Here is a 12,571-nt window from a genome sequence, read left to right as displayed (position 1 = left end):
TCACTATGAGCAGAAAATACTTTGGTACCGACGGTATCCGTGGCCGCGTCGGTGAATACCCGATCACGCCGGATTTCATGTTGAAGCTGGGCTGGGCGGCCGGCATGGCCTTCCGCAAGCAAGGCAACTGCCGGGTGCTGGTGGGTAAGGACACGCGTATTTCCGGTTACATGTTCGAATCGGCGCTTGAAGCGGGTTTGTCGGCGGCCGGTGCTGACGTGATGCTGCTCGGGCCGATGCCGACCCCGGCCATCGCGTACCTGACCCGCACCTTCCATGCCGAAGCCGGCATTGTCATCAGTGCCTCGCACAACCCTCACGATGACAACGGCATCAAGTTCTTCTCAGGCCAAGGCACCAAGCTGCCCGACGAAGTCGAATTGATGATCGAAGAGTTGCTCGACCAGCCGATGACCGTGGTCGAATCGAGCAAACTGGGCAAGGTGTCGCGCATCAACGATGCGGCGGGGCGCTACATCGAGTTCTGTAAGAGCAGCGTGCCGAGCAGTACTGGGTTCGAAGGCCTCAAACTGGTGGTCGATTGTGCTCACGGCGCCACCTACAAGGTTGCACCAAGCGTGTTTCGCGAGCTTGGAGCCGATGTGACCGTGCTCCATGCGCAGCCCGACGGCCTGAACATCAACGAGGGTTGCGGCTCGACTCACATCGAATCGTTGCAGGCTGCCGTGCTGGTCGGTCATGCCGACCTGGGTATCGCTTTTGACGGCGATGGTGACCGCGTGCTGATGGTCGATCACACAGGGGCGATCGTCGACGGTGACGAATTGCTCTACATCATTGCTCGCGACCTGCACGAACGTGGCAAGTTGCAGGGCGGGGTGGTCGGCACACTGATGAGCAACCTGGGCCTGGAGCTGGCGCTCAAGGACCTGGATATCCCCTTCGTGCGCGCCAAGGTTGGCGATCGCTACGTGATGGCTGAGCTGCTCGAGCGTGACTGGTTGATTGGCGGGGAGAACTCCGGGCATGTCGTTTGCTGCAATCACACCACGACGGGTGACGCGATCATTGCCGCGCTGCAGGTGCTGATGGCGCTCAAGCGCCGGGGTGAAACCCTGGCTCAGGCCCGCCAGGCTTTGCGCAAGTGCCCTCAGGTGCTGATCAACGTGCGCTTTGGTGCGAGCAAGGTCGACCCGTTGGAGCACCCTGCGGTCAAGCAAGCCAGTGCCAAGGCCACCGAAGCCATGGCTGGGCGTGGGCGCGTGCTGCTGCGTAAATCCGGCACCGAGCCCTTGGTGCGGGTGATGGTCGAAGGCGACGACGAAAACCAGGTGCGCGGCCATGCCGAAGCCTTGGCCAAGCTGGTCACCGAAGTTTGTGCCTGAAAGAGGCTTGCCAGCGCAGATCGGGTTGGGTAAGATCTGCGCCCACTTTGACCGACGAGGTAAAGCATGCGTCGCCCCATGGTAGCTGGTAACTGGAAGATGCACGGTACCCGCGCCAGCGTCGCTGAGCTGATCCTGGGCCTGGGCGATATGTCCGTGCCGAACGGTGTCGAAGTAGCGGTGTTTCCGCCAACGTTATTCATCAATCAAGTCATTGATGGGTTGCAAGGCAAGGAAATCGCCGTCGGAGCACAGAATTCTGCAATAAAGCCCGAACAGGGCGCGCTGACCGGTGAAGTTGCACCCAGTCAGTTGGTTGAAGCAGGTTGCAAGTTTGTCTTGATTGGCCATTCCGAACGCCGCCAGATCATTGGCGAAAGTGAAGAAGTGTTGAAAGAGAAGTTTGCAGCCGCTCAACTTAGTGGTTTAATGCCGGTGCTTTGCGTAGGGGAAACCCTCGAAGAGCGCGAGGCAGGCAAAACCCTCGAAGTTGTCGGGGGGCAACTAAGCAGTATCATCGACGCGTTCGGTGTTAAGGCTTTTGCCAAAGCAGTAATTGCCTATGAGCCTGTTTGGGCCATTGGCACAGGTTTGACGGCTTCGCCTCAGCAGGCTCAGGATGTGCACGCAGCCATCCGGGCGCAGTTGGCAGCCGAAGACGCCGAAGTTGCCGCAAGCGTGCAGCTTCTCTACGGCGGCAGCGTGAAGGCGGCCAATGCGGCCGAACTGTTCGGCATGCCGGATATCGATGGGGGGCTCATTGGTGGAGCTTCCCTGAACGCAGACGAATTCGGTGCAATTTGTCGCGCCGCAGGAAACTGAACAAATGCTGGAAACAGTTATCGTTGTTTTTCATCTGTTGGCAGCGCTGTCGCTTGTAGTGCTGGTTCTGCTGCAACAGGGTAAAGGTGCGGAAGCAGGAGCATCTTTCGGCGCAGGTGCCTCAAACACTGTGTTCGGAAGCCAAGGTTCTGCAACGTTCCTAAGTAAATTAACTGCTATACTCGCTGCCACTTTCTTTTTGACAGCACTTGGGTTAGGATACTTCGCGAAGCAACAAGCTCATCAGCTTAGCCAAGCAGGTCTTCCAGATCCAGCAGTGCTAGAAGTGAAAGAGCAGCCCAAACCGGCAGTTAATGATGATGTACCGGTGCTCCAGGAGCAGAAGAGCGAAACCACCCCTAAAGGTGATGTACCTCCTCCGGCCGAAGAGCAGAAGTAACGGGTTTCAAGTAGTAGTATTGCCGAGGTGGTGGAATTGGTAGACACGCAACCTTGAGGTGGTTGTGCCCATAGGGTGTAGGGGTTCGAGTCCCCTTCTCGGTACCAATTGAAGCTTGAGAGCCCGCTTTAGCGGGCTTTCTTGCAGGTGAAGGTTTGGATTTGACCCTTGAGTAGGTTAGGTCTTATACTTTCGCCCCAGCTTTGTCGCGGGGTGGAGCAGCTTGGTAGCTCGTCGGGCTCATAACCCGAAGGTCGTTGGTTCAAATCCAGCCCCCGCAACCAGCTTCAGCGGAGCCCCTTTTAAGGGGCTTTTTGCTAGCTGAAGAATTTACGGCGTCGTTGTCCTACGGCGCTTTCAGGGATGGGCGCTTCGCCCATTTTTTATTTGCACAGCATGCACGAGGGGGTTCAGGTGTCGAGCAAGCTAGAACAGTTGCAGGCCTTGTTGGCCCCGGTGGTCGAGGGTCTGGGCTATCAGTGCTGGGGGATCGAGTTCGTATCCCAGGGTAAGCATTCGGTACTGCGCATCTATATCGACAAGGAAGGTGGCATCCTGGTGGACGACTGCGAAGCGGTCAGCCGGCAGGCCAGCGCGATCCTCGATGTGGAAGATCCTATCAGCAGCGAATATACCCTTGAGGTCTCCTCTCCAGGCATGGATCGCCCACTGTTCACGTTGGAACAGTTTGCCTCGCATGCCGGCGAACAAGTGAAGATCAAGCTGCGTTCACCCTTCGAGGGTCGTCGTAACTTCCAGGGCCTTCTCCGTGGTGTGGAGGAGCAGGATGTGGTGGTTCAGGTGGACAACCAAGAGTTCCTGCTGCCGATCGACTCGATCGACAAGGCCAATATTATTCCCAGTTTTGACTGAGACGTGCCGGGCCCGGCGGATTATCCGGGCCCAATGGCTTGCGCAAGGCGAGGCGTACGATGAGCAAAGAAGTACTGCTGGTTGTTGAATCGGTATCCAACGAAAAAGGTGTACCGCCCGGCGTCATTTTCGAAGCGCTGGAGGTGGCCCTGGCCACTGCAACCAAAAAACGTTTTGAGGACGAAGTCGACCTGCGTGTGGAAATCAACCGCCACACCGGTAGCTACGAAACGTTCCGTCGCTGGACCGTGGTCGACGAAAACGACCTGGACGATCCTGCGATCGAAACCTGGCTGGACAAGATCAAGGACACGCATCCGGAAGCCAAAATCGGTGATGTGATCGAAGAAAAGATCGAGTCCATCGAGTTCGGCCGTATCGCCGCGCAGACCGCCAAGCAGGTCATCGTGCAGAAGGTCCGTGAAGCCGAGCGCGCCCAGGTGGTCGACGCCTACCGCGAGCGGGTCAACGAGATCATCTCCGGCACCGTCAAGAAAGTTACCCGCGACAACGTCATCGTTGACCTGGGCAACAACGCCGAGGCCCTGTTGGCCCGCGAAGACATCATTCCACGTGAGACCTTCCGAGTCGGTGTACGCTTGCGTGCCCTGCTCAAGGAAATCCGCACCGAGAACCGCGGCCCTCAGCTGATTCTGTCGCGTACCGCGCCACAGATGCTGATCGAGCTGTTCCGCATCGAAGTGCCGGAAATCGCCGAAGGCCTCATCGAAGTCATGGCAGCCTCCCGTGATCCGGGTTCGCGTGCCAAGATCGCCGTCCGCTCCAAGGACAAGCGTATCGATCCGCAAGGTGCCTGCATCGGCATGCGTGGTTCGCGCGTCCAGGCCGTATCCGGCGAGCTGGGTGGTGAGCGTGTGGATATCGTCCTGTGGGACGAGAACCCGGCGCAGTTCGTCATCAACGCCATGTCGCCGGCTGAAGTCGCGGCGATCATCGTTGATGAAGATGCCCATGCAATGGACATCGCCGTCGCCGAAGACAACCTGGCCCAGGCCATTGGCCGTGGTGGTCAGAACGTTCGCCTGGCCAGTCAGCTGACTGGCTGGACCCTGAACGTGATGACCGAGAAGGACATCCAGGCCAAGCAACAGGCTGAAACCGGCGACATCCTGCGCAATTTCATCGAAGAGTTGGAAGTCGACGAGGAGCTGGCCCAAGTGCTGGTCGACGAAGGCTTCACCAGCCTCGAAGAAATTGCCTACGTACCGTTGGAAGAAATGCTCAACATCGATGGCTTTGACGAAGATATCGTCAATGAGCTGCGCGCTCGTGCCAAGGACCGTTTGTTGACCAAGGCCATCGCTACCGAAGAAAAACTGGCAGACGCTCATCCGTCCGAAGACCTGCTCTCCCTCGAGGGCATGGACAAGGACCTGGCAGCGGAACTGGCGGTGCGCGGCGTGGTTAACCGCGAAGACCTGGCCGAGCAGTCGATTGACGACCTGCTCGACATCGACGGCATCGACGAAGAGCGTGCCGGCAAGTTGATCATGGCCGCCCGAGCCCACTGGTTCGAGTAATTAGGCGCGGCCTGAGGAGAGAAGTGCATGACGCAAGTCACGGTGAAAGAACTGGCCCAAGAGGTCGAGGCACCGGTAGAGCGCCTGCTGCAGCAGATGCGTGAGGCAGGTCTGCCGCACACCGACGCCGGTCAGGTAGTGACCGACAATGAGAAGCAGACTCTGCTGACCCATTTGAAAAGCAGCCACAAGAGCAAGGCGGAAGAGCCGCGCAAGATTACCTTGCAGCGCAAAACCACCAGCACCCTGCGTGTCGCCGGTAGCAAGAGCATCAGCGTAGAAGTACGCAAGAAGAAAGTTTTCGTGCAGCGCAGCCAGGAAGAAATCCAGGCTGAGCAAAAACGTGAGCTCGATGAGCGCCGCGCGGCTGAAAATGCCGCTCGCGAAAAGGTCGAGGCCGAAGTGCGCCAGCGCAATGAAGAGCAGGCTCGCCGTCAGGCGCAAGCCACTGCCTCCACTGCGGCGCCTGCCGCCAAGGCTGAGCCCGCGCCGGCACCAGCTCCAGCTCCGGTCGTGGCCGACGCACCAGCGTCCGAAGACGCCGCAGCCCGTGCTGCCGAGCGCAAGAAGGACGAAGCCCGTCGCAACGAAGGCCGCACCCGTGACGAAGACCGTCGTGGTGGCGAGCGTCGTGGCGAAGCGCCACGTGTGTCGATCAAGGTCAAGGTCAAGGAGAAGGAAAAAGCTCCGACCCCTCGTGCCGCGCCACGCACCACAGATGAAGAAAGCGATGGCGTACGCCGTGGCCGCGGTGGCAAGAGCAAGCTGAAGAAACGCAACCAGCACGGCTTCCAGAACCCGACCGGCCCCGTCATCCGTGACGTGACCATCGGCGAGACCATTACCGTCTCCGAGCTTGCCAACCAGATGTCCGTCAAGGGCGCCGAAGTGGTCAAGTTCATGTTCAAGCTGGGTACGCCGGTCACCATCAACCAGGTGCTCGACCGGGAAACCGCTCAGCTGGTCGCCGAAGAACTGGGCCACAAAGTGACCCTGGTCAGCGATACCGCCCTGGAAGACTCCCTGGCCGAGTCGCTGAAGTTCGAAGGTGAAGTTGAATCCCGCGCGCCGGTTGTCACCGTCATGGGTCACGTTGACCATGGCAAGACCTCGCTGCTCGACTACATCCGTCGTGCCAAGGTAGCTGCCGGCGAAGCCGGTGGTATCACCCAGCACATCGGTGCCTACCACGTGGAAACCGACCGCGGCATGGTCACCTTCCTCGATACCCCAGGCCACGCCGCGTTCACCGCGATGCGTGCCCGTGGTGCCAAGGCCACCGACATCGTCATCCTGGTAGTGGCGGCGGACGACGGCGTGATGCCACAGACCCGCGAGGCCGTTCAGCATGCCAAGGCAGCTGGCGTTCCGCTGGTGGTTGCAGTGAACAAGATCGATAAGCCTGGTGCCGACCTCGATCGCATTCGCAACGAACTGGCCGTCGAAGGCGTAACCTCCGAAGACTGGGGTGGTGACACGCCATTCGTCAAGGTTTCGGCGAAGATGGGTACCGGTGTCGACGAGCTGCTTGAAGCCGTCCTGCTGCAGGCCGAGATCCTCGAGCTGACCGCTACTCCGACCGCTCCTGGTCGTGGCGTGGTGGTCGAATCGCGCCTGGACAAGGGCCGTGGCCCGGTGGCAACCATCCTGGTTCAGGACGGTACCCTGCGTCAGGGCGACATGGTCCTGTGCGGCTCCAACTATGGCCGCGTGCGTGCCATGCTCGACGAGAACGGCAAGCCTGTGAAGCAAGCCGGCCCGTCGATCCCGGTCGAGATTCTTGGCCTGGACGGTACCCCGGAAGCCGGTGACGAGCTGTCCGTGGTTGCCGACGAGAAGAAGGCCCGTGAAGTTGCCCTGTTCCGTCAAGGCAAGTACCGCGAGGTCAAGCTGGCCCGTGCTCACGCCGGCAAGCTGGAAAACATCTTCGAGACCATGGGTCAGGAAGAGAAGAAGACCCTCAACATCGTCCTCAAGACCGACGTTCGCGGCTCCCTGGAAGCACTGCAGGGTTCGCTGTCGGGCCTGGGCAACGACGAAGTTCAGGTACGCGTGATCGGTGGCGGCGTCGGTGGTATCACCGAAAGCGACGCCAACCTGGCGCTGGCTTCGAATGCAGTACTGTTCGGCTTCAACGTGCGTGCCGATGCCGGTGCGCGCAAGATTGTCGAGCAGGAAGGTCTGGATATGCGTTACTACAACGTGATCTACGACATCATCGAAGACGTCAAGAAAGCTCTGACCGGCATGCTCGGCAGCGATGTTCGCGAGAACATCCTGGGTGTGGCCGAAGTGCGTGACGTGTTCCGTTCGCCGAAGTTCGGCGCCATCGCTGGCTGTATGGTCATCGAAGGTACCGTATACCGCAACCGTCCGATCCGCGTACTGCGCGAAGACGTTGTGATCTTCGAAGGCGAGCTGGAATCGCTGCGTCGCTTCAAGGACGACGCTGCCGAAGTGCGTTCGGGCATGGAGTGCGGTATTGGCGTCAAGAGCTACAACGACGTCAAGGTCGGCGACAAGATCGAAGTCTTCGAGAAAGTCCAGGTTGCTCGTACCCTCTAAGGGAGAGCAGGGCGCCAGCCCCCGCCGCAGGGCGGTGGGCAGCGCCTCAGTAGGTAGCGCCCGGTCAGGCACCCGCCTCACCGGGCGTTTGCCGCTTTAAGTTACAGGTAGCAAGAATGGCCAAAGAATACAGCCGTACCCAACGTATCGGGGATCAGATGCAGCGTGAGCTGGCCGAGCTGATCCGCCGTGAAGTCAAGGACCCACGCGTCGGCCTGGTGACCATCACCGCCGTGGATGTCAGCCGCGACCTGGGCCATGCCAAGGTCTTCATCACCGTCATGGGCGAAGAAGCGCCAGACGCCGTGCAGCAGTCGCTCAAGGCCTTGAACAGCGCCGCCAGCTTCCTGCGCCTGCACCTGGGCCGCTCGATGCAGCTTCGCAGCGTGCCGCAACTGCACTTCCACTTCGATGAAAGTGTCAGCCGCGGTGTTCACCTGTCGGCGCTGATCGAGCGTGCAGTGGCCGAAGACCGCCTGCACAAGGATGCCGACGAGCCGGACGCCAAGGAGTAAGCGGTGGCCCAGGTCAAACGTATCCGCCGCAACGTCAGCGGCATCATCCTGCTCGACAAGCCGCTGGGTTTCACTTCCAATGCTGCGCTGCAGAAAGTCCGCTGGCTGCTCAATGCCGAGAAGGCTGGCCACACCGGCAGCCTTGACCCGCTGGCAACCGGCGTGCTGCCACTGTGCTTCGGTGAGGCCACCAAGTTTTCGCAGTACCTGCTCGATTCCGACAAGGGCTACGAAACGGTCATGCAGATGGGGCAGACTACTACTACTGCTGACGCCGAAGGCGAAGTCCTGCAGACCCGCGAAGTGACCGTTGGTCGCGCCGACATCGAAGCCGTGATCCCGCGTTTTCGCGGAGAAATCCGTCAGGTACCGCCGATGTACTCGGCACTCAAGCGCGACGGCCAGCCGCTTTATAAGCTGGCGCGTGCAGGAGAGGTAGTGGAGCGCGAGGCGCGTTCTGTTACTATTGGCCGCTTGGAGTTGCTCGAGTGCGAAGGCACCCGCGCGCGATTGTCGGTAGGCTGCAGCAAAGGCACCTATATCCGTACCCTGGTAGAGGATATAGGTGAGGCGCTAGGTTGCGGTGCATACGTCGCCGAGCTGCGCCGCACCCAGGCCGGGCCCTTCGCCCTGGCCCAGACGGTTACCCTCGAGGAACTCGAGCAGGCCCACGCCGAAGGCGGAAATGAGGCGCTCGACCGCTTCCTGATGCCGTCCGACAGTGGGCTGCAAGACTGGCCACTGGTGTGCCTGTCCGAGCACAGCGCGTTCTACTGGCTGCATGGCCAGGCAGTGCGGGCGCCGGATGCACCGCAGTTCGGCATGGTCCGCGTACAGGATCACAATGCCCGCTTCATCGGTATCGGTGAGGTGAGCGAAGACGGGCGCATCGCGCCGCGTCGACTGATTCGGTCGGAATGACCGAAACCATCGGCCGAGGCTTGTGCCAAAACCGGTGGGCGAGGGTGGCTGTTAGTAGGCACGGTCACAACTCATTTTATTAATACAGGGTTCAGTCCCTGGCCTATTGGAGCCCGCTTGCGGGATCCGTTGAATTTGGAGAAGCCTCATGGCCCTCAGCGTTGAAGAAAAAGCTCAGATCGTTGCCGATTACCAGCAAGCCGCCGGCGATACCGGTAGCCCGGAAGTGCAGGTTGCTCTGCTGACCGCCAACATCAACAAGCTGCAAGGCCACTTCAAGGCCAACGATAAAGACCACCACTCCCGTCGTGGTCTGATCCGTATGGTCAACCAGCGTCGTAAGCTGCTGGATTACCTGAAGGGCAAAGACACCACTCGTTACAGCGCCCTGATCGGTCGCCTGGGCCTGCGTCGCTAATAGCGGCCTGGTCAGTGGTGTGCATGGCGTGTCGCAAGCTTCGGCTATGCTGCTTTGCAGTATCGCCGTCGGGCACGCCACGCGTATCTGCGAGGTTGGCAGCCTGGTTGTGCTGAGCGGTTTACCGCGCAGCGGCCAGGCTCCCAACCTCGTGTTGTATCTGGACGGTCAATGGGGCCGATTCCCCGTTCTGCCCAAGAATTCGCAAGAAACCAGTTCCCCCAGAGCCACTGAAAAAAGGTAGGAAACCGTGAACCCGGTAATCAAGAAATTCCAGTTCGGTCAATCGACCGTTACTCTCGAAACGGGCCGTATTGCCCGTCAGGCAACCGGCGCCGTGCTGGTTACCGTCGACAACGATGTCACCGTGCTGGTGACCGTGGTCGGCGCCAAGCAGGCCGACCCAGGCAAGGGCTTCTTCCCTCTGTCTGTCCACTACCAGGAAAAGACCTACGCTGCCGGCAAGATCCCAGGTGGCTTCTTCAAGCGTGAAGGCCGTCCTTCCGAGAAAGAGACGCTGACCTCGCGCCTGATCGACCGTCCGATCCGCCCGCTGTTCCCAGAAGGCTTCATGAACGAAGTGCAGGTCGTCTGCACCGTGGTTTCGACCAGCAAGAAGACCGACCCGGACATCGCAGCGATGATCGGTACCTCGGCCGCCCTGGCGATCTCCGGTATTCCGTTCGAAGGCCCGATCGGCGCAGCCCGCGTTGCCTTCCACGAAAGCACTGGCTACCTGCTGAACCCGACTTACGAGCAACTGGCTGCCTCGAGCCTGGACATGGTTGTTGCCGGTACTTCCGACGCCGTGCTGATGGTTGAGTCCGAAGCACAAGAGCTGACCGAAGACCAGATGCTGGGCGCAGTACTGTTCGCCCACGACGAATTCCAGGCGGTCATCCAGGCGGTCAAAGAGCTGGCTGCAGAAGCTGGCAAGCCAACCTGGGACTGGAAACCGGCCGTTGCCAACACCGAGCTGTTCAACGCCATCCGCGCCGAATTCGGCGAAGCCGTTTCCCAGGGCTACACCATCACCGTCAAGGCTGACCGCTATGCGCGCCTGGGCGAGCTGCGCGATCAGGCCGTTGCCAAGTTCTCCGGTGAGGAAGGCCAGCCGTCGGCTGCTGAAGTCAAAGAGATCTTCGGCGAAATCGAATACCGCACCGTGCGCGAAAACATCGTCAACGGCAAGCCTCGTATCGACGGCCGCGACACCAAGACCGTGCGCCCGCTGAACATCGAAGTTGGCGTGCTGCCCAAGACTCACGGTTCGGCGCTGTTCACCCGTGGCGAAACTCAGGCCCTGGTCGTTGCGACCCTGGGTACTGCACGTGATGCCCAGCTGCTGGACACCCTTGAAGGCGAGAAAAAAGACCCGTTCATGCTGCACTACAACTTCCCACCGTTCTCGGTAGGCGAGTGTGGCCGCATGGGTGGTGCTGGCCGCCGCGAAATCGGTCACGGCCGCCTGGCCCGTCGTTCGGTACAGGCCATGCTGCCGGCTGCTGACGTGTTCCCGTACACCATTCGTGTAGTGTCGGAAATCACCGAATCCAACGGCTCCAGCTCCATGGCTTCGGTCTGCGGTGCCTCCCTGGCGCTGATGGACGCTGGCGTGCCGATGAAGGCGCCGGTTGCCGGTATCGCCATGGGCCTGGTCAAGGAAGGCGAGAAATTCGCAGTTCTGACCGACATTCTGGGTGACGAAGACCACCTGGGCGACATGGACTTCAAGGTAGCCGGTACCGCCAAAGGCGTGACCGCGCTGCAGATGGACATCAAGATCAACGGCATCACCGAAGAAATCATGGAGATCGCCCTGGGCCAAGCCCTGGAAGCGCGCCTGAACATCCTCGGTCAGATGAACCAGATCATTGGCCAGTCGCGTACCGAACTGTCGGCCAACGCCCCGACCATGATCGCGATGAAGATCGACACCGACAAGATCCGTGACGTCATCGGCAAGGGCGGCGCGACCATTCGCGCCATCTGCGAAGAAACCAAGGCTTCGATCGACATCGAAGACGACGGCTCGATCAAGATCTTCGGCGAAACCAAAGATGCGGCAGAAGCTGCCAAGCAGCGCATTCTGGGCATCACCGCCGAGGCCGAGATCGGCAAGATCTACGTCGGCAAGGTCGAGCGCATCGTCGACTTCGGCGCCTTCGTCAACATCCTGCCAGGCAAAGACGGCCTGGTGCACATCTCGATGCTGAGCGACGCTCGTGTCGAGAAAGTGACCGATGTGCTGAAAGAAGGCCAGGAAGTCGAGGTCTTGGTACTGGACGTGGACAACCGCGGCCGTATCAAGCTGTCGATCAAAGACGTAGCTGCAGCCAAGGCTTCGGGCGTCTAAGCGTCTGACCTGAAAACGAAAAAGGGCCCTTTCAGGGCCCTTTTTTTATGCGCTTCGGGAACCTTTTGCGGACTTGCATCTTGCATGCAGCTTTTTCCTGCTGATTGCAAAATGCACGAGCCAATTATGGCGCCCTTTTTTCAAGTATCTGATTTTTAAGGGAAAAATACTTATTCAAGGTTGGCACAGCAACTGCAATTACTTTTATATCTGCCGCCAACCATTAAGGCGCAGACCTATCGATAAACAGGAGTAAATCACATGAAGAAGTTTGCCATTGCTGCCGCCACTGCTACTGCCCTGACGCTGACCATGGCTAACGGCGCGTTCGCTGCCGAAGCTACTCAAGCTCCGGTCATGCTGGCTTCCAACACTGTGGATAATGCCAAGCAGGAAGGTTCGGACACCTGGATCACCACCAAGGTGAAAGCTGATCTGATGACCGAAAAAGGCGTCCCAGGCAGCGACATCAAAGTTGAAACCAGCCACGGCGTCGTATCCCTGTCTTCTGATGTGAAAGTTACCGAGGCTCAAAAAGACACAGCAGTACGCATCACCAAGAACATCAAGGGCGTTAAGAGCGTTATGGCTGACGGCCTGAAAGCCGAATAAGGATTGTCCCGTCGGCCAAACGGATTTGGCCACTCATACCCAGCAAGCCCCGGTTTTTACCGGGGCTTGCTTTTTTGTGCAGTCAGAAGCCCGGATTGCGGGCTACCACATCGCTCTCGAAGCATTCCTGCTCGAGGATCAGAGGTTCGACCAGGGGCCTGCTGTCACGAAAATGCGCAGTCTGAATATGCGCTTCGTACGC

The 12,571-nt window shown here is 59.5% G+C and carries 11 protein-coding genes, 2 tRNA genes and 1 pseudogene; 13 read left to right on the top strand and 1 reads right to left on the bottom strand.

The window, feature by feature from the left end; genetic code table 11:
- Nucleotides 1–5: 5 nt before the first annotated feature.
- The 13 genes from glmM (at nucleotide 6) to ACK59H_RS16385 (ending at nucleotide 12,369) form a co-directional block, all read left to right on the top strand.
- Nucleotides 6–1,346 (top strand): phosphoglucosamine mutase, encoded by a 1,341-nt coding sequence (glmM, locus tag ACK59H_RS16445; RefSeq protein WP_409264634.1) that lies wholly within the window; start codon nucleotides 6–8, stop codon nucleotides 1,344–1,346.
- A gap of 66 nt (nucleotides 1,347–1,412) precedes the next feature.
- Nucleotides 1,413–2,168, top strand: coding sequence for a triose-phosphate isomerase (tpiA, locus tag ACK59H_RS16440; RefSeq protein ID WP_350492059.1), 756 nt, complete (start codon nucleotides 1,413–1,415; stop codon nucleotides 2,166–2,168).
- A 4-nt stretch (nucleotides 2,169–2,172) separates the two neighbouring features.
- On the top strand, nucleotides 2,173–2,568 hold the full coding sequence (gene secG / locus ACK59H_RS16435; RefSeq protein ID WP_060478639.1) for a preprotein translocase subunit SecG: 396 nt from the start codon (nucleotides 2,173–2,175) through the stop codon (nucleotides 2,566–2,568).
- 21 nt (nucleotides 2,569–2,589) lie between these two features.
- Nucleotides 2,590–2,675, top strand: a tRNA-Leu gene (locus ACK59H_RS16430).
- Nucleotides 2,676–2,775: 100 nt separating this feature from the next.
- A tRNA-Met gene (locus ACK59H_RS16425) sits at nucleotides 2,776–2,852 on the top strand.
- 130 nt (nucleotides 2,853–2,982) lie between these two features.
- Nucleotides 2,983–3,441, top strand: coding sequence for a ribosome maturation factor RimP (gene rimP, locus ACK59H_RS16420; RefSeq protein ID WP_009685348.1), 459 nt, complete (start codon nucleotides 2,983–2,985; stop codon nucleotides 3,439–3,441).
- Between the two features lie 59 nt (nucleotides 3,442–3,500).
- Nucleotides 3,501–4,982, top strand: a complete 1,482-nt coding sequence (gene nusA / locus ACK59H_RS16415) for a transcription termination factor NusA (protein WP_060478638.1) — start codon at nucleotides 3,501–3,503, stop codon at nucleotides 4,980–4,982.
- Nucleotides 4,983–5,009: 27 nt separating this feature from the next.
- Nucleotides 5,010–7,547 (top strand): translation initiation factor IF-2, encoded by a 2,538-nt coding sequence (infB, locus tag ACK59H_RS16410; RefSeq protein WP_186478854.1) that lies wholly within the window; start codon nucleotides 5,010–5,012, stop codon nucleotides 7,545–7,547.
- A 116-nt stretch (nucleotides 7,548–7,663) separates the two neighbouring features.
- Nucleotides 7,664–8,062, top strand: a complete 399-nt coding sequence (gene rbfA, locus ACK59H_RS16405; RefSeq protein ID WP_033696035.1) for a 30S ribosome-binding factor RbfA — start codon at nucleotides 7,664–7,666, stop codon at nucleotides 8,060–8,062.
- 3 nt (nucleotides 8,063–8,065) lie between these two features.
- A complete protein-coding gene (gene truB / locus ACK59H_RS16400; protein WP_186478853.1) occupies nucleotides 8,066–8,983 on the top strand; it encodes a tRNA pseudouridine(55) synthase TruB in 918 nt (305 codons plus the stop codon).
- 148 nt (nucleotides 8,984–9,131) lie between these two features.
- On the top strand, nucleotides 9,132–9,401 hold the full coding sequence (gene rpsO, locus ACK59H_RS16395) for a 30S ribosomal protein S15 (RefSeq protein ID WP_016391796.1): 270 nt from the start codon (nucleotides 9,132–9,134) through the stop codon (nucleotides 9,399–9,401).
- A gap of 250 nt (nucleotides 9,402–9,651) precedes the next feature.
- Complete coding sequence (pnp, locus tag ACK59H_RS16390) at nucleotides 9,652–11,757, top strand: polyribonucleotide nucleotidyltransferase (protein WP_060478635.1); 2,106 nt, start codon at nucleotides 9,652–9,654, stop codon at nucleotides 11,755–11,757.
- Nucleotides 11,758–12,018: 261 nt separating this feature from the next.
- Nucleotides 12,019–12,369, top strand: coding sequence for a BON domain-containing protein (locus ACK59H_RS16385; RefSeq protein ID WP_060478634.1), 351 nt, complete (start codon nucleotides 12,019–12,021; stop codon nucleotides 12,367–12,369).
- An 82-nt stretch (nucleotides 12,370–12,451) separates the two neighbouring features.
- Here the strand turns inward: ACK59H_RS16385 and ACK59H_RS16380 are convergent.
- A pseudogene (locus ACK59H_RS16380) lies at nucleotides 12,452–12,571 on the bottom strand (antibiotic biosynthesis monooxygenase); the annotation flags it as partial.

The organism is Pseudomonas sp. KCJK9000 (genome assembly GCF_046230725.1).
GTDB lineage: Bacteria > Pseudomonadota > Gammaproteobacteria > Pseudomonadales > Pseudomonadaceae > Aquipseudomonas > Aquipseudomonas promysalinigenes.
Note: the sequence above shows the minus strand (reverse complement) of the source record. Positions and strands in the feature narration are given on the sequence as shown.